Origin of the sequence: Mycobacterium sp. RTGN5 (genome assembly GCF_033804465.1) — a bacterium.
GTDB lineage: Bacteria > Actinomycetota > Actinomycetes > Mycobacteriales > Mycobacteriaceae > Mycobacterium.
In genome coordinates this window covers 1,071,909-1,089,050 of the sequence record NZ_JAPZLA010000001.1, presented here as the reverse complement: position 1 = coordinate 1,089,050, position 17,142 = coordinate 1,071,909, and the positions used below count along the sequence as shown (strand labels likewise).

Below are 17,142 nucleotides of genomic sequence, written 5' to 3'. Positions count from 1 at the left end.
GTCGTCGTCGCACCACAGAGCCGTTGTCGACATTGCCCTCGCTCCCCGGGCACACCAGCACCGGGCCAAACCAGACCAGCTGAACCAAACCAAAAACCGGCGCGACCCCAGTCACGCATCAGATGGGATATTCACACTATGAGCGACATCATCGATCCGCCCGTCGCGGCGAAACCCGAAACCGTCCAGCGGCTCAAACCCAATGCCATCGGGCTGATGGGCGTCCTGTTCATGGCCGTCGCCACCGCCGCCCCGATCACCGCGATGGTCGGCAACGTGCCGATCGCAGTCGGGTTCGGCAATGGCGTCTATGCCCCCGCCGGGTACTTCGTGGCCACCATCGTGCTGACACTGTTCGCCATCGGCTACGCCGCGATGAGCAAGCACATCACTGCGACCGGCGCGTTCTACGGGTACATCTCGCACGGACTGGGCCGCATCGTCGGGCTCGGCGCCGGCTTTCTGACCACCATGTCGTACATGGTCTTTGAGGCCTCGCTGATCGGCATCTTCGCCTTCTTCGGCAACGACACGTTCAATTCTCTTTTCCACGTGAACATCCCGTGGATCGTGTTCGCGATCGCGATGCTGGCGATCAACGCCCTGCTGACGTTCTTCGACATCAACGTCGCGGCGCGGGTGCTGGGGGTGTTCCTGATCACCGAGATCTTCATGCTGTCGCTGATGGCGCTGTCGGTGCTGTTCACCGGCGGTGGTCCGCAGGGCTGGTCCTGGGGTTCACTGAACCCGCTCAACGCTTTTCAGAACCTGTCCGGCACGGTGGCCGGCGCAGGCGGCAGCGCGATCACGGTGGCCGGGTCGGCCGGTATCGGCCTGTTCTTCGCGTTCTGGTCGTGGGTCGGCTTCGAGTCCAGCGCGATGTACGGCGAGGAGTCCAAGAACCCGAAGAAGATCATCCCGATCGCGGTGATCAGCTCGGTGATCGGCATCGGGGTGTTCTACGTCCTCATCTCGTGGCTGGCGATCGTGGGCACCGGACCGCAGAATGCCATTGCACTGGCGCAGGATTCGTCGACGGCCGGGGACATCTTCTTCGGTCCGGTCGGTGCACACCTGGGCACGTGGGCCGTCGACCTCTTCAAGATTCTGCTGATGACCGGTTCGTTCGCCTGCGGTATGGCGTTCCACAACTGCGCCGCCCGCTACATCTACGCGATCGGCCGGGAGAACGTCATCCCCGGCATGCGCAAGACGCTCGGTGCCACCCACCCCTCGCACGGATCCCCGCACATCGCCGGTTTCGTGCAGACCGGATTCGCCACCGTCGTGGTGCTGTTCTTCGCACTGACCGGCCGCGACCCCTACACCGGTCTGTACGGGCTGATGGCACTGCTCGGCACCACCGCGATCCTGCTCGTGCAGGCGCTGGCCGCGTTCGCGGTGATCGCCTATTTCCACGTCGGCAAGAACCATCCCGAGACGGCCAACTGGTTCCGCACGTTCCTGGCCCCACTGCTGGGTGGGCTCGGCATGCTCTACGTGATCTACCTGCTGGGCAAGAACGCGTCGTTCGCGGCGGGCACCGCCGCCTCCGACTGGGTCTTCGCCGCGATCCCGTATGTGGTGGCCGTCGTCGGAATCGGCGGTATCGTGCTGGCGGTGGTGCTGAAATACACGTCGCCGCAGCGTTATTCGGAACTGGGCCGCACAGTGCTCGATGAGGCACACGAACGCTAGCTCAGGCAGTCACGGGCCGCGTCAACGAGGCGAAGGGGTAGCGCGATGAGTTTCTCGAACATCATGGATTCCAACAGCTACTCAGCGGATCACCCGGTCGATCCCGCCACCGAATCGTTGATCGCGGCCCGTGACCGCATGCTGGGCCCGGCGTACCGGCTGTTCTATCAGCGGCCGGTACACCTGGTCCGCGGCGAGGGCACCCGGCTCTACGACGCCGACGGCTCTTGCTATCTCGACGCCTACAACAACGTCGCCAGCGTCGGTCACTGCCACCCGCACGTGGTTGAGGCCGTCAGCAGGCAGCTGTCCACGCTGAACACGCACACCCGCTATCTGCACGGCGGCATCGTCGACTACAGCCAGCGACTGCTCGCCACGATGCCCGAGCAGATCGATCAGGTGATGTACGCCTGCACCGGCTCAGAGGTTAACGACCTGGCCCTTCGGGTCGCCGAAATGCACACGGGTGCAACAGGTGTCATCGTCACCAGTGACGCCTACCACGGCAATACCGCCGCGGTCACCGCGATCTCGCCGTCCATCGGCGGCGCGACGGTGCTCGGTGCACACGTCCGCGCGATCCCCCCGCCGGACAGCTACCGGATCCCGGCGGGCGAGCTGGCGGCCCGGTTCACCGACGACGTCGTCGCCGCCATCACCGACCTGAAGGCCTCCGGTGCCGGGTTTTCCGCCCTGATCGTGGACACCATCTTCTCCTCCGACGGCATCTACCCCGACCCCTCGGTCCTGGCTCCCGCGGTGGCTGCGGTGCACCGCGCGGGCGGCGTGTTCATCGCCGACGAGGTCCAGCCCGGGTTCGCCCGCACCGGTGAGGCGATGTGGGGCTTCCTGCGCCACGGCGTCGTCCCGGACCTGGTGACGATGGGCAAGCCGATGGGCAACGGCCTGCCGATCGCGGCGATGGCCGCCCGTTCCGACATTCTCGACGCGTTCGCCCGCGGGGTCCCGTACTTCAACACCTTCGGCGGCAACCCGGTGACGGTGGCCGCCGCCGCAGCCGTTCTCGACGTCATCGAGGACGAGAAGCTGATGCGGAACGCGGGCGATGTCGGCACCCAGCTGCGCACGGAACTGGCCGCCCTCGGCGCCGAACATCCGCGCATCGGCGACGTGCGCGGCACCGGCCTGTACGTCGGCGTCGAGGTCATCGACGAGGCTGGCGCACCCGATCGGGCGGGGGCCCGGGAGCTGGTCAATGCCATGCGGGAACGCCGCGTGCTGATCTCGGTCTGCGGGCGGGACGGCAATGTGTTGAAGATCCGCCCGCCGCTGGTCTTCTCGAGTTCGGACGTCGACTGGTTCTGCACCGAGTTCGGCGCGGTTCTCGCTTCACCGTTCTGAGGCGAGCATCCTCGGGCACACTGGAGCCGTGGCTGAAGACAACGAGACCCTTGCACGCATCCACGAGCTCGTCGCCCAAGAGCGCGAACTACGTGAACAGTTGGTACACCGGCAGATCGACGAGTCGGAGGAGAACACGCGCCTGCGGGCGATCGAGATCGAGCTCGACCAGTGCTGGGACCTGCTTCGCCAGCGCCGGGCACTGCGCGAGACCGGCGGAGATCCTCGCGACGCCAGCGTGCGTCCCGGCGACGAAGTCGAGGGCTATCTCAACTGAGCAGGCGCGCCAGGATCGTCCGTAGCGCGTGAAGATCCTGCTCGTCCAGCGCGGCCAGCGCCTCGGGGGCCGGGTCGTCGGTGTCGTCGAGCACGGCGATGACGTCGCGACCCGCCTCGGTCAGCGACACCAGCTTGCACCGCCGGTTGTCCGGATGGGGTTGGCGGATCACCAGGCCGCGCGCTTCCAGATCGTTGACTGCCACGGTTGCGGCCGGCGCGTCGATGGTGGCAGCCTCGGCGACCTCCTTGACCGTCATCGGTTGTGACGCGAGCCTGCGCAGGATCCGAATCCTGCTGAACGGCAATCCGGTTCGATCCACCACCGCGCGGCGCCAGCGGTCCTTGTTGTCCAGTACCAGGCTCGACATCGACCGCCACACCTGATCGGCCACCGGATTACGCGACATGGGCCGGCTCGATTCGGTGGTCGCCGATCAGCGGGGCCAGCCGCTCGGCGGACAGCGTGGCGCGTCCCGACGTCGACACAACGGCGAGCACCGTGATGACCAGGCCCAGTCCGATGCTGACCCACCACAGTGGCCGCGCCGCTGCCGTGAAGTCCACTCCCGCGACCGCCAGGGCCGAGCCGGCGACCGAACCACACAGCGCCACACCGATGCTCACCCCGACCTGGCGACTGGTCGAGGTTATCGCCGAGGCGGCCCCGGCCCGATCGCGCGGCATACCGCTCACCGCGGCGTTGGTGATGGGCGCGTTGACCATGCCGAAGCCGATACCGAACACGGCGAAGATCGCCAGGATTGCCCAAACCGGAGTGGTGGCGTTGAGGAACGTCAGCATCACTGACGCAGCGGTGATCAGCACGCCCGACACCAGAAGCGATGGGCGGGCACCGTAGCGGCCGACCAACCGACCGGACAGTGGCGAGAAGAACAGGGCGCCGATCGCGATCGGCAGGTAGATCAGGCCGGTGTGCGCGGCCGAGTAGCCGCGCTCGCCCTGCAGGTAGAGCGACATCATGAACAGGAAGGCCCCCCAGGCGGCGAAGGCGCACACGGCGATGACCGTAGCCGACGAGAACGGAACGCTGCGGAAAAACCGCAGATCGATGAAGGGATCGTGGCGGCGGGACTCGTAGCGCAGGAAGGCCACCAGGGCCAGCGCCGCGCCGACGGCGATCGCCAGAATGCGCGGGTTGGCCCAGCCGACCCCGGGCGCCTCGATGAGCACGAACACCACACCGAACAGTGCCAGCACGGCCAGCAACTGGCCGACCGGATCGATGTCGCGCATAGTGGCCGACTTGCTCTCGGGAACGAAGATCGCGGTGAGGATGATCGCCGCGGCACAGATCGGCAGGTTGATCCAGAACACCGCGCGCCAGCTGATCGCGTGGATCAGGAAACCGCCGACGATCGGGCCGAGTGCCATCGAGATGCCGACCACCGCACCCCACAGTCCCAGCGCGCGGGCGCGCTCCACCCGCCCCACGAAGATCTGCGAAATGATGGACAGTGCAACGGGATTCATCATCGAACCGCCGAGCCCCTGGATCAGCCGAGCGCCGATCAGCGTGTCGATGTCCGGCGCCAGGCTGCACAACAGCGAACCCAGCGCGAAGGCGGCCAGGCCGATCTGGAATATCCGGCGGCGGCCGAACCGGTCGCCGGTCGCACCGGACAGCATCAGCAGCGACGCGAGGACCAGGGTGTAGATGTCGATGACCCACTGCAGCTGCGACGGTGTGGCATGCAGGTCGGCGCGGATCGCGGGGATCGCCACGTTGACGATCGTCGCGTCCATCGACACGATCAGCAGGCTCAGGCAGCAGGTCGCCAAGATGATGTTCTTGCGCCGCGCGCTGAGCTCACCGACAGTTGTAATCACACAACCATTGTGAAACTACAACCGTTCAGCGGTCAAGCGGGTGTGGGCCAGCAGACACAAACGAAGATCAGCTGCGGCCGTCGATGGAGGCGTAGTCGCGCTCGGTGTACCCGGTGTAGATCTGGCGCGGGCGGCCGATCTTGCTGCTGCCCTCGTCGTGCATCTCCCGCCAGTGCGCGATCCAGCCCGGCAGCCGGCCCAGGGCGAACAGCACGGTGAACATCCTGGTCGGGAAGCCCATCGCCCGGTAGATGAGTCCGGTGTAGTAATCGACGTTCGGGTAGAGCTTGCGCTCGATGAAGAAGTCATCGGTGAGCGCGATCTCTTCGAGCTCTTTGGCGATATTGAGCAGCTCGTCGTCGCCGCCGAGCTTGCCAAGGATCTTGTCGGCCTGCTCCTTGACGATGCGCGCCCGCGGGTCGTAATTCTTGTAGACCCGGTGCCCGAAGCCCATCAGCTTCACGCCGTCTTCGCGGTTCTTGACCTTCTTGACGAAGGTCTGCACGTCGTCGTCGCCGGCGCGGATCTTCTCCAGCATCTCCAGCACCGCCTGGTTGGCGCCGCCGTGCAGCGGGCCCCACAGCGCGTTGATGCCGCCCGAGATCGAGGTGAACAGGTTGGCCTGCGAGGAGCCCACCAGCCGCACCGTCGAGGTCGAGCAGTTCTGCTCGTGGTCGGCGTGCAGGATCAGCAGCATGTCCAGCGCGCGAACGATCTCGGGATCGACCTCGTAGGGCTCGGCGGGGAAACCGAACGTCATCCGCAGGAAGTTCTCCACCAGCGTCAGCGAGTTGTCCGGGTAGAGGAAGGGCTGGCCGACCGATTTCTTGAAGGCGTAGGCGGCAATCGTCGGCATCTTCGCGAGCAGCCGGATCGTCGACAGTTCGACCTGCTCGTTGTCCAGCGGGTCCAGCGAGTCCTGGTAATAGGCCGACAGCGCGTTGACCGCGCTGGACAGCACCGGCATCGGATGGGCGTTGCGCGGGAAGCCGTCGAAGAACCGCTTGAGGTCCTCGTGCAGCAGGGTGTGGCGCTGGATCTGGGTGGTGAACTTCTCGAGCTGCTCGGTCGTCGGCAGCTCGCCGTAGATCAGGAGATAGCTCACCTCGATGAAGGTCGACTTCTCGGCAAGCTGCTCGATCGGGTACCCGCGATAACGCAGGATCCCGGCGTCGCCGTCGATGTAGGTGATCGCGCTCTTGGTCGACGCGGTGTTCACAAAACCCTGGTCGAACGTGGTGTAGCCGGTCTTGGCCAGCAACGAACCCAAGGCGATCCCGTCAGAACCCTCAGTCGCATGAACGACGTCTAGATCCAACTCGCCGCCCGGGTACTTCAGGGTGGCGGTCTCGTCGGTTGCGGCCACAGGAACCCCTTCTGAGCTCTTCGACGCCGGCTGAGGCGTCCGTACTAGGTGAAGGTAGTCGTTATTCTGCCGCGACGCCCGCGGGGGGTTGGCGCGGGGTAGGTCATGGCCTCCACAGCCGGGTGAATACGCGGTACACCGACTCGATTCGCCTGCACAGGACGTCTGGCTCGACCGGCGGTCCACCCGGGGCGCCAAGGCCGTGACAGGCCACCCCCATCACCACCGCCCAGGTGTCGAAGAGGATTCGGATGGCCGGATGGCCCGTGGGGACCCCCATCCGCCGCGCCGCCACGTCGACCGCCCCGTGGTGAAAACTGTCCCCGCGGAACATGAACGGCCCCAGTCCGATCGCCGGGGCGGAGTTCACGATCGTCAGCAACAGTCGCATCCGTTCGAACGCCGCCGAACCCGGGTCGTCGTACTGCGCGCTGCGGAAGGTCTCCAGATGGGCACGGGCCAGTGCCTCGTATTGGGTGATGTCGGTCGGCTGACGGGCGTAGCAGGCGGCCACATCGTCGGCGACCTCGCCGAGGATGGCGACGATCACCGCCTCCTTGCTCGGGAAGTAGCGGCTGAAGGTGCGCGGCGCGATCTCCGCGCCGGCCGCGATCTGCTCGACGGTCGTGTTGTCGTAGCCCTGCTCGACACACAGGTGAATGGCCACGTCGATCAACGTCGCTCGGGTTCGTTGTTTCTTCAGTTCACGGAGGCCGGTGGCGGCAGGGTTCACGACAACAGCCACGTCGCGCCACCCCCCTCGCCTCTCGCGAGCCCCCGGACGTCAAGGGGTAGAGGGTAGCCCCGATTTGGCTTCCAGGGCGGCGATATCGACGAATTCACGGAAGGTCAGGTCCAACCTGTCAGCCATGATGGCCGCGCATTCCTCGTAGTCGTCGGGCCCGATCACCAGCTGGCCCCACGCTCCGGCGGTGATCGCGCCCCATACCGACACGATCAGCGCCACCTGCCGATCCCTCGGGTCGACGCCCAGGCGGGCGGCCACCCCGATAACCAGTGGGATCAACCGGGTCGCCGCAGCCGCCAACCGCAATGCGCTCGACGAGGAGATGACGTTGACCATCAGGACCAGGCGGTGGGTGGTCAGCTCCGTCACCTCGCCGGACGGCACCCGGCGCAGCGCCTGGGTGTGCGCGCGGGCCAGCGCGGTCAGCGGCGGAACTCCCACGTCGATCGTGGCCAGCTCGGTTACCGCGGCATTCACCAAGTCGTCGAGCACGGTCATCATCACCGAGTCCTTGGTCGGGAAATACCGACTGAAGGTGCGCGGCGACACATCGGCAGCCGCCGCGATCTGCTCGACGGTCGTGTTGTCATAGCCGCGCTCCATGCACAACTTCACAGCGGCATCGACCAGCATGGCGCGGGTACGTTGCTTTTTGCGTTCACGCAGACCAGGAAGTGCCTGCGCGATGACGTCGGCCACCTGAGCAATCGTAGTCGGAACGCGCCCGATTACGGTTTCGCCGGCTCCACCCGGTAGCGAACAAAGACCGGGACCGCCGCCGCAGCGATGATCACACCGACCACGACGAGCCCTCCCCCACCGGCGGCGGCCAGGGTGGTGCCGATCACCGCGGCGGCCGCGCCGTGCGCCGCGTCGGCGAGCCGGGGACCGCCCGCGACGACGACCGTGAACACTCCCTGCAGCCGTCCACGCACGTCGTCGGAAGCCACCTGCTGCAGGATCGTCGACCGGAACGCCGCCGACACCATGTCCGCGGCACCGCCAATCGCCAAGAACACCACCGCAATCCACAGCATCGTGCCGGCGCGGCCATGCGCAAGCCCGCCCGCCACACCGAAACCGATCATGGCCGCACCCCACACCACGATCGAGATCACCACGGCCAAGCCCTGGCGCTGGATGCGAGGAAACCAGCCGGAGAACACGCCACCCGCGACAGCTCCGATCGACATTGCGGCCGCCAGGAGCGCCATGGTTGTGCCGCCCACGATCGGCCCGCCGAAACTCTGGTGCGCCATCTCGGGGAACAGGGCCCGCGGCATTCCCGCGATCATCGCGATCAGGTCCACCACGAACGACATCAGCACGACCTTGTTGCCGGACAGGAAGCGGAAACCGTCAAGCACCGAGCGAATGGCGTCGAATCCCATACCCCGCCCGCGGACTGTGGGGGGTATCGGTGCGAGTCGGCAGGCCACCCAGATGGGCACCACACAGGTGAGCGCGTCGATCAGATAGAGCGTGGACAGGTCGACCCAACGCAGCATCACACCGGCCATCAGCGGGCCGACGATGGCACCGAACTGGAACACCGTGAAGTTCAGCGAGTTGGCCGCCGGGAGCTGGTCACCGGGGATCATCCGCGGTATGGCTGCCGAACGGGTCGGGCTGTCCACGGCATAGAAGGCCTGCTGAACCGACAACAGACACAGCACCAACCACACGTTGTTCATCCCGAGCGCGGCCTGCAGCCACAACAGGACCGAGGACACCCCCAGCCCGCAGGAGGTGATGATCAGCAGCAGGCGCCGGTCCATGGCGTCGGCCCACGCCCCGCCCAGCAGCCCGAACACGATCAGCGGAACCAGGGCGAACACTCCGGACAGGCCCACGTAGGCCGAATTCTGGGTGAGTGCGTACAACTGCACGGGGACAGCGAAGATGGTGAGGTTGGCCCCGATGACCGTGACGATGCCGGCCACCCACAGCCGGCGGAAGTCCGGCGTTCTCAGTGGGGTGGTGTCGGCGAAGAGCCGCGCCACCTAGGGCTGCAGCCGCTCGATGCGGCTTCCGCTCACCCGAATCCTGTTGTGGACCCGGTTTTCTCGGCCCTGCCAGAACTCGACGACCTCGGGTGCGATCCGGTAGCCGCCCCAGTGCGGGGGCACCGGAACCTGCTCGTCACCGGCGAAGCGTTCGGTCACCTCGGCGAGCTGACCCAGCAGTTCGGCACGGGAGCCGATCGGGCGCGACTGCGCCGATGCCCACGCGCCCAGCTGCGAACCGCGCGGGCGCCATGACCAGTACTGGGCGGTCTCCTCGGCGGTCACCTTCGACACCGCGCCGCGGAGGTGTACCTGCCGGCCCAGTCCGTACCAGGGGAAGGTCACCGCGGCGTACGGCGTCGCCGCGAGTTCGGTGCCCTTGGCGGAGTCGTAATTGGTGTAGAAGGTGATGCCGGTCTCGTCCACGCTTTTGCACAACACCGTGCGGCTGACCGGTCTTCCCGAATCGACGGTGGCCAGCACCATGGCGTTGGGTTCGGCGATCCCGGCCGCCTCCGCGTCGGCGATCCACCTGTGCAACAAGGCAAGCCAGCCCTGCGCCAGCCAGTCGACGTCGAGGTCGGTGCTGCCGTCCTTTTCGACCGAGCCATACTCCACGCGCATCGCCGCCAGATGATCGACATCGGGATTTTCCACGGGGTCACGGTACGCCGGAAGCCTGCGGCCGGCTGTTACCGACCGGTATCGGGCGGCCGATCGGCGAGTGGGAGAATCCAAATCATGACTGTGGTACCCGACGATTTCGTGCCCGGCCTGGAAGGTGTGGTGGCCTTCACCACCGAGATCGCCGAGCCTGATAAAGACGGTGGTGCGCTGCGGTATCGCGGTGTCGATATCGAGGATCTGGTCGGCAATCGGGTCACGTTCGGTGACGCCTGGGCGTTGTTGGTCGACGGCCGATTCGGCGACGGCCTGCCGCCTGCCGAGCCGTTCCCGCTACCCATCCACACCGGCGATGTGCGGGTCGACGTCCAGGCCGGCCTGGCGATGCTGGCGCCGATCTGGGGCTACAAGCCGCTGCTGGACATCGACGGCGAGACCGCCCGTGATCACCTCGCCCGCGCGTCGGTGATGGCGTTGTCCTATGTCGCCCAGTCCGCTCGCGGGATCTATCAGCCGGCGGTGCCGCAGCGCATCATCGACGAATGCTCCACTGTCACAGAGCGTTTCATGACGCGATGGCAGGGCGACCCGGATCCGCGGCACGTCGAAGCGATCGACGCCTACTGGGTCTCGGCGGCCGAACACGGGATGAACGCCTCGACGTTCACCGCGCGGGTGATCGCCTCCACCGGGGCCGACGTCGCGGCCGCCCTCTCGGGTGCGATCGGCGCGATGAGCGGCCCCCTGCACGGCGGTGCGCCCGCCCGGGTGCTGCCGATGCTCGAAGAAGTCGAGCGCGCCGGGGATGCCCGCGCGGTGGTCAAGGGTGTTCTCGACCGCAATGAAAAGCTCATGGGCTTCGGCCACCGGGTCTACCGGGCCGAGGATCCCCGCGCGCGGGTGCTGCGCGCAACGGCCAAGCGGTTGGCGGCGCCGCGGTACGAGGTAGCCGTCGCGCTCGAGCAGGCGGCGCTGGCGGAACTGCACGAGCGACGCCCGGATCGGGCCATCGAGACCAACGTCGAGTTCTGGGCGGCGGTCATCCTCGACTTCGCCCAGGTCCCGGCGAAGATGATGCCCGCGATGTTCACCTGTGGCCGCACCGCGGGCTGGTGCGCCCACATCCTCGAGCAGAAGCGGCTCGGCAAGCTGGTGCGCCCGTCAGCCATTTACATCGGCCCGGCGCCGCGCTCGGTCGAGGCGGTCGACGGCTGGAACGAGATCAGTCACGCGACCGTTTGATCGCGTCTAGCGAGCCGCAAACGCGGAACCCCGTTCCCGATCCAGATACGTCTCGGCCTTATTGCGCAGGAAGAACACGTACACCACCAGCGACACGGCGATGCAGACCGTGACGTAGCCGATGAACAGCGGTACCTGACCGTGCTCCTTGGCTGCCTGGTAGATCAGCGGCGCCGTCCCGCCGAAGATGGAGTTCGCGAGCGCATAGCCGACCCCCACCCCGAGGGCCCGCACCTGCGCCGGAAACAGCTCCGACTTCACCAGCGCGTTGATCGAGGTGTACCCCGTGAGGATCACATAACCCACCGCGACCAGCGCGAAAGACGCCAGCGGCGAGCGTGTCTGGGGCAGGTACGTGATGAGGACATAGGTGTAGAACACCCCGCCGACCCCGAAGAACACCAACATCGGCTTGCGCCCGATCCGGTCGCTGATGATCCCGCCCACCGGCTGGAGCAACATCAAGAAGATCAGCCCGGACAGGTTCACCCATGTCCCCGTCAGCCCCTCGCCCTTGAACGCGGTCTTGACGATCGCCGGCGCGTTGACGCTGTAGGTGTAGAACGCCACCGTGCCGCCAAGTGTGATGAGGAAGCACAGCAGCAACGGCCGCCAGTACTGCGTCAACAGTGCCCGCATGGAACCGGCGCCGGAGTCCTGCCCCGCCTTGGCCGCCTCGATGACGTCCTCGGACAGCGACTCGTCCATGGTGCGACGCAACCAGAACACCACCACCGCCGCGACGCCACCCACGGCGAACGCGATGCGCCAACCGAACTCGCGCATCTGGCCATCGCTGAGCGTCGACTGCAGGATCAGCAGCGTGAACTGCGCCAGCACGTGCCCACCGATCAGCGTCACGTACTGGAACGACGAGAAGAACCCGCGCCGCTCCCGTGTCGCAGCCTCCGACATGTACGTCGCCGACGTGCCGTACTCACCGCCGGTCGCGAAGCCCTGCACCAGTCGAGCGACGACGAGGGTGATCGGCGCCGCCATCCCGATCACCGCTTGCGACGGCACAAGCGCAATCATCAAGGAGCACAGTGCCATCAGTGACACGCTCACCGTCAGCGCCGCGCGTCGGCCATTCCGGTCGGCGTAGCGGCCGAAGAACCACGACCCCACGGGGCGCATCACGAAGGTGATCGCGAAGATCGCATACACGTACACCGTCGAGTTCTTCTCGGACTCGTCGAAGAACTGGCCCTCGAAATACGTTGCGAACACGGTGTAGACGTAGACGTCGTACCACTCGACCAGGTTGCCCGAGGACCCTCGGATCGTGTTCCAGATGGCCCGCCGGGTTTCGGCGGGGCTCGACCGTGGGACTGTCGTGGTGGTCATCGTTGGCCTCCCTGTGTCAGCCCGAACCGTACTCCATTTTCTGTCGGTGCCCGGTGGTTGCATGGGGCGTGGGCGATGAGTTCCGCCCGCCCCTGATGTCTATAAACCGAGGCGGTCCGTCGGGCCGCCATCACCGACAGGAGCCCGTTATGGCGATCGATGTACAACCCGCACTGTCCCCGCACCTGGTCGTCGATGACGCGGCCGCGGCAATTGACTTCTACGTCAAGGCCTTCGGCGCCGTCGAAATCGGTCGTGTCCCCCGTCCGGACGGCAAGCTGATCCACGCCGCCGTGGCGATCAACGGGTCCACCGTGATGCTCAACGACGACTTCACGGAGATGACCGACGGCAAGTCGACGACCCCGCCGGCACTCGGTGGCACCCCGGTGACCATCCACTTGACCGTGACCGACGTCGACAAGAAGTTTCAGCAGGCGGTCGACGCCGGCGCCACCGTGGTGATGCCGCTCGACGACCAATTCTGGGGCGACCGATACGGCATGGTCCGCGATCCGTTCGGGCATCAGTGGTCGCTGGGGCAGCCGGTCCGCGAGGTCAGCTACGAGGAGATCCAACAGGCGATGAGCGGGGGCTGACGCTGGAGCGCGCTAGCGCAGGAGGCCGGCCAGCAGCCGTCGGGCCAGCGGTGGGTCCGCCGCCGTGGCGGACGCCGCGACCATGTCGGCCACCTCGGTGAACTTCACCCGGGGCCGGCCCTCGGCCTCCCCGCGGGCGGTCTCGGCCGCATCGATGGCACGCCAGCCGGCCGCGTCGACGACATCCGGCCGGCGGGACCGGATCAGCCTGTCCAGCGCGGTCGGTCGCGCGGCCGAGTCGGTGAGCAAGCCGGCGTTGAAGTCGTCGACCAGATTCGACACAGTCTGCATGGCACAGGATTTGTTGGTGCCGATGAAACCCGTTGGGCCGCGCTTGATCCAGCCCGCGACGTACGCGCCTGCGACGGCCTCGCCGGTGGCGGGGTCGATCACCCGTCCATCCCGATTGGGGACGACGGCCGCCGCCTCGTCGAACGGGAGGTCGGCGATCGGCGCGCCACGGTAGCCGATCGAGGTCAGCACCAGCCCGGCGTCGAGCTGGACCGCCTCGTCGGTGCCGGTGTGGCGGAACTCGATCCCGCTCACCCGCTCGGTGCCGAGCACGCGGTGCGGTGTCAGCCGGTAGGCCAACCGGATTCGGGGACGCGTGGCGATTTCGGCGGCGACGGGCAGTTTGGCCAGGATCTCGAGCTTGCCCACCGTGACGGGGTCGGTGGCGCGGGCCAGATCCTGCTGGACGAGTTCGTGGTCGTCGGCGTCGAGCGCAACTTCGGCCGTCGACGTCAGCCCGATCAGCTCGGGCAGCGTGAAGGCCGAGTCGACTGGTCCGCGGCGCGCCGCGATGACAACCTCGCGTACGCCGGAGTTGCGCAGGGCGCCCAGCGCGGTATCGGAAATATCGGTGCGCGCCAAGTCATCTGGGTCGGCGGTGAGGATCCGCGCCACGTCGAGGGCCACATTGCCATTGCCGATCACGACGACGCGCTCGTGGCGGAGGTCGACGGTCAGCCCGGCGAAATCCGGATGTCCGTTGATCCAGGCCACCGTCTCGGTGGCGGTGCCGGTTCCCGGCAGCTCCATCCCAGCGATGTCGAGCCTGCGGTCGTTCGGCGCACCGACCGTGTACAACACGGCGTGGTGGTGTTCTAGCAATTCGGCATGCGAAATATGCTGACCTACTTCGACATTGAGATAGAACGCGAAATGTGAACGCGCACTGATCTGCTCGAAGATGCGCGTTACGCCCTTGGTGTTCTGGTGATCAGGGGCGACCCCGGCGCGCACCAGTCCGAACGGGGTGGGCAGCTTGTCGAAGACGTTGACCCGCACCCCGCTCTGGGTGAGCAACTCGTCGGCGGCGTACATCCCCGCGGGCCCCGAGCCGACCACGGCCACCGTGAGATTCGCTCCGCCGCGGCGTATCTGAGGTGCGGGCAGCACCGGAGCGAGTTTGGACGTCGGTGGCAGCTTCACATCGGCGGGCCGCTCGGGATAGAAAGCGGCGTTGAGCGGGATGAACGGCAACTGGTTGTCGGTCAGCCTGCTGTCCGGCGCAATGGCGCCGACCGGGCACGCGCTGACGCAGGCGCCGCAGTCCACGCAGGCCACCGGATCGATGTACAGCATTTCAGCGGTGGCGAATCCCGGCTCGTCGGGGCTGGGATGGATGCAGTTGACCGGGCAGGCGTAGACGCACGACCCGTCGCTGCAGCACGACTGCGTGATGACGTGAGGCATAGGTGTGTGGCGTCGATTCTTACGCGGCGCTCACGACGTGCCGGCGCTGCGGCTCGCTGCGGTAGCGGCTGGGCGGTCCGTCGATCCGGCAGATCCGCCAGATGAGCTTCGCCAGCGGGTTCATCAACCCGGTGTCCGTGGCGAGCATGCGGACGTCGCCGAACATGTCGCGCAACATCTGTCGCGATCCGGGCGAGGAGAAGAAGATGTCCTTGCGCACCGAGCGCGGGATGTCGAATTCCTTCCAGAACGCCTTCGGCGGAACGATGATGGCCGAGCACAGCACGCGCATCACCACCGGCACGAATAGCGACAGCCAGAATCGCTTCCGTCTCGGCAGGTGGGGCACCCGCTTGCGCAGATACTCGTGCGCAAACGAAATGTGCCGCGCCTCCTCGGCGACGTGGATTGCCATCACCCGCTCCATGATCGGATGCAGCGACTTGCCTTCGCGCAGAACGTTTTTCTGGGTGTGGTCGATGGGCTCTTCGCCGGCAAGGATGCCGAACCAGAACGGAATCGGCAGCGGCCCTGCGACAAGAGGAATCGCCGGTTGAATCCACTTCAGCAGGCGAGGCATGCCAGGCACGTCGGCCCCGATGTGGTTCACCATCTCCTGAAACATCAGGGTGTGGTTGCACTCTTCGACCGCCTCGTGCAGGCAGTACCGGTACTCCGGTGAGCCGTTCGGCGTCCAGAATGCGTACTCCATCAATCCCCGGATCAAGATCGACTCGAAGTGCAGGCCGACCTTGGCGACGTTGGCCTGGCGCCACATGCCGATTTCGATCTGCCGCTCTGTGGACTGCGACCGATACCAGGGGTGCTGTCCGATCGGGTCGGTCGCCGGCAGTATCCAGCGCTCGTCGTTCGGAACCACCGCGAACTCGGGCGAATCCCAGTCGATATCGGTGTACGGGTTGAAGTTGCGCCGCACGGAGCCCTCGGAAAGCGTCATGAGCTTGTCGACGTAGGCGATGTCGTCCTGGACATCCATGTTGCGACGCCAGCGCCGGATGATTTTGGTTCTCGCCATGACAGCCTCCTCAGAGAGGTTTACATTGGGGCGGGTGTTGTCCAAACGGTACCGCAGGTATCGCATACATGTCTACACCCCTTTTCGGGTTTGCTGCATGCCTCGGTTTCAAATGCGATGGCGCGGACTCTTAGGCTTGAGGGCATGGCTGATCTCGTGATCCCCGAATCCCTGAAGCCCGCCGACGGCCGCTTCGGCTGCGGACCCTCGAAGGTGCGCCCCGAGCAACTGAAAGCGCTGAGCGATTCGGCCGCGTTGTTCGGCACCTCACACCGGCAGGCGCCGGTGAAGAACCTGGTCGGGCGCGTCCGCGACGGCCTGCGCGAATTCTTCTCGCTGCCCGACGGCTACGAGGTGATCCTGGGCAACGGCGGCGCGACCGCGTTCTGGGATGCTGCCGCGTTCGGCCTGATCGAGAAGAGGTCGCTGCATCTCACCTACGGCGAGTTCTCCTCGAAGTTCGCCTCGGCGGCCACCGCCAACCCGTTCATCGACGACCCGATCGTCATCAAGGCCGACGCGGGCAGCGCCCCCGAGCCGCAGTCCGATCCCTCGGTCGACGCCATCGCCTGGGCGCACAACGAGACCTCGACCGGCGTCGCCGTGCCGGTGCGCCGCCCGGCGGATTCCGGAAACGCCTTGGTCCTCATCGACGCCACCTCCGGAGCGGGCGGATTGCCCGTCGATGTCAACGACGTCGACGCCTACTACTTCGCACCGCAGAAGAACTTCGCCAGCGACGGCGGGCTGTGGCTGGCGGTCCTGTCCCCCGCGGCGCTGGCCCGCATCGAGTCCATCGCCGCCGCCGGCCGCTGGGTGCCCGAGTTTCTGTCGCTGCCGATCGCCGTCGACAACAGCCTGAAGAACCAGACCTACAACACCCCGGCGATCGGCACGCTGGTGCTGATGGCCGAGCAAATCGACTGGATGCTGGGCAACGGCGGGCTGGACTGGGCGGTCAAGCGCACGGCCGACTCGTCTCAGCGGTTGTACTCCTGGGCCGAGGCGTCGTCGTTCGCCACCCCGTTCGTCACCGACCCCGCCCTGCGTTCGCAGGTGGTCGGGACCATCGATTTCGATGATGCGGTCGATGCCGCGGCGGTGGCCAAGGTGCTGCGGGCCAACGGCATCGTCGACACCGAGCCGTACCGGAAACTGGGCCGCAATCAGCTGCGCGTCGCGATGTTCCCGGCCATCGAGCCCGACGACGTCTCCGCGCTCACCCAGTGCGTCGACTGGGTCGTCGAACGCCTCTAGGACAACCGGCTCGAACTGCCCGGCGTGTC

16 protein-coding genes are annotated in these 17,142 nt (G+C 66.5%); 6 read left to right on the top strand and 10 right to left on the bottom strand.

The window, feature by feature from the left end:
• Positions 1-138: 138 nt before the first annotated feature.
• Genes SLQ31_RS05340 through SLQ31_RS05330 form a run of 3 tightly spaced genes read left to right on the top strand, consistent with a single transcriptional unit; the run spans position 139 to position 3,340 of the window.
• The gene (locus SLQ31_RS05340) at positions 139-1,698 is read left to right on the top strand and encodes an APC family permease (RefSeq protein WP_319430310.1); all 1,560 of its coding nucleotides are present in this window, start codon (positions 139-141) and stop codon (positions 1,696-1,698) included.
• A 45-nt stretch (positions 1,699-1,743) separates the two neighbouring features.
• The gene (locus SLQ31_RS05335; protein ID WP_319430308.1) at positions 1,744-3,063 is read left to right on the top strand and encodes an aspartate aminotransferase family protein; all 1,320 of its coding nucleotides are present in this window, start codon (positions 1,744-1,746) and stop codon (positions 3,061-3,063) included.
• A gap of 28 nt (positions 3,064-3,091) precedes the next feature.
• Positions 3,092-3,340, top strand: a complete 249-nt coding sequence (locus SLQ31_RS05330) for a DUF2630 family protein (protein ID WP_319430306.1) — start codon at positions 3,092-3,094, stop codon at positions 3,338-3,340.
• Here SLQ31_RS05330 and SLQ31_RS05325 read toward each other — a convergent pair.
• From SLQ31_RS05325 to pdxH, 7 genes are all read right to left on the bottom strand, one after another.
• Positions 3,333-3,749 carry a MarR family winged helix-turn-helix transcriptional regulator gene (locus SLQ31_RS05325; protein WP_319430304.1) on the bottom strand — a complete coding sequence of 139 codons (417 nt, stop codon included), beginning with the start codon at positions 3,747-3,749 and terminating at the stop codon, positions 3,333-3,335. The genes SLQ31_RS05330 and SLQ31_RS05325 overlap by 8 nt on opposite strands.
• Positions 3,739-5,190 carry an MFS transporter gene (locus SLQ31_RS05320; protein WP_319430302.1) on the bottom strand — a complete coding sequence of 484 codons (1,452 nt, stop codon included), beginning with the start codon at positions 5,188-5,190 and terminating at the stop codon, positions 3,739-3,741. The genes SLQ31_RS05325 and SLQ31_RS05320 overlap by 11 nt, the downstream gene beginning before the upstream one ends.
• A gap of 67 nt (positions 5,191-5,257) precedes the next feature.
• A complete protein-coding gene (locus SLQ31_RS05315) occupies positions 5,258-6,556 on the bottom strand; it encodes a citrate synthase (RefSeq protein ID WP_319430300.1) in 1,299 nt (432 codons plus the stop codon).
• 103 nt (positions 6,557-6,659) lie between these two features.
• On the bottom strand, positions 6,660-7,301 hold the full coding sequence (locus SLQ31_RS05310; RefSeq protein ID WP_319430298.1) for a TetR/AcrR family transcriptional regulator: 642 nt from the start codon (positions 7,299-7,301) through the stop codon (positions 6,660-6,662).
• A 39-nt stretch (positions 7,302-7,340) separates the two neighbouring features.
• Positions 7,341-8,003, bottom strand: a complete 663-nt coding sequence (locus SLQ31_RS05305) for a TetR/AcrR family transcriptional regulator (protein WP_319430296.1) — start codon at positions 8,001-8,003, stop codon at positions 7,341-7,343.
• Between the two features lie 29 nt (positions 8,004-8,032).
• Positions 8,033-9,307: an MFS transporter gene (locus SLQ31_RS05300; RefSeq protein WP_319430294.1), complete on the bottom strand. Its 1,275-nt coding sequence runs from the start codon at positions 9,305-9,307 to the stop codon at positions 8,033-8,035.
• Complete coding sequence (pdxH, locus tag SLQ31_RS05295; protein WP_413641892.1) at positions 9,308-9,934, bottom strand: pyridoxamine 5'-phosphate oxidase; 627 nt, start codon at positions 9,932-9,934, stop codon at positions 9,308-9,310. It abuts the gene before it with no gap.
• A 117-nt stretch (positions 9,935-10,051) separates the two neighbouring features.
• On the opposite strand from pdxH, the gene SLQ31_RS05290 reads away from it, so the two are divergent.
• Entirely contained in the window at positions 10,052-11,176 is a 1,125-nt protein-coding gene (locus tag SLQ31_RS05290) for a citrate synthase 2 (protein ID WP_319430290.1), read from the top strand.
• A 6-nt stretch (positions 11,177-11,182) separates the two neighbouring features.
• Here SLQ31_RS05290 and SLQ31_RS05285 read toward each other — a convergent pair whose 3' ends face one another.
• Complete coding sequence (locus SLQ31_RS05285; RefSeq protein WP_319430288.1) at positions 11,183-12,523, bottom strand: MFS transporter; 1,341 nt, start codon at positions 12,521-12,523, stop codon at positions 11,183-11,185.
• 149 nt (positions 12,524-12,672) lie between these two features.
• On the opposite strand from SLQ31_RS05285, the gene SLQ31_RS05280 reads away from it, so the two are divergent.
• A complete protein-coding gene (locus SLQ31_RS05280) occupies positions 12,673-13,122 on the top strand; it encodes a VOC family protein (protein ID WP_319430286.1) in 450 nt (149 codons plus the stop codon).
• A gap of 12 nt (positions 13,123-13,134) precedes the next feature.
• Here SLQ31_RS05280 and SLQ31_RS05275 read toward each other — a convergent pair whose 3' ends face one another.
• Together SLQ31_RS05275 and SLQ31_RS05270 are read right to left on the bottom strand one after the other, a co-directional pair.
• On the bottom strand, positions 13,135-14,820 hold the full coding sequence (locus SLQ31_RS05275) for an FAD-dependent oxidoreductase (protein WP_319430284.1): 1,686 nt from the start codon (positions 14,818-14,820) through the stop codon (positions 13,135-13,137).
• A gap of 19 nt (positions 14,821-14,839) precedes the next feature.
• Positions 14,840-15,856 carry a diiron oxygenase gene (locus SLQ31_RS05270; RefSeq protein WP_319430282.1) on the bottom strand — a complete coding sequence of 339 codons (1,017 nt, stop codon included), beginning with the start codon at positions 15,854-15,856 and terminating at the stop codon, positions 14,840-14,842.
• A 144-nt stretch (positions 15,857-16,000) separates the two neighbouring features.
• Here SLQ31_RS05270 and serC point away from each other — a divergent pair, with 144 nt between their 5' ends.
• Positions 16,001-17,113 carry a phosphoserine transaminase gene (gene serC, locus SLQ31_RS05265; protein WP_319430280.1) on the top strand — a complete coding sequence of 371 codons (1,113 nt, stop codon included), beginning with the start codon at positions 16,001-16,003 and terminating at the stop codon, positions 17,111-17,113.
• Positions 17,114-17,142: the final 29 nt, after the last annotated feature.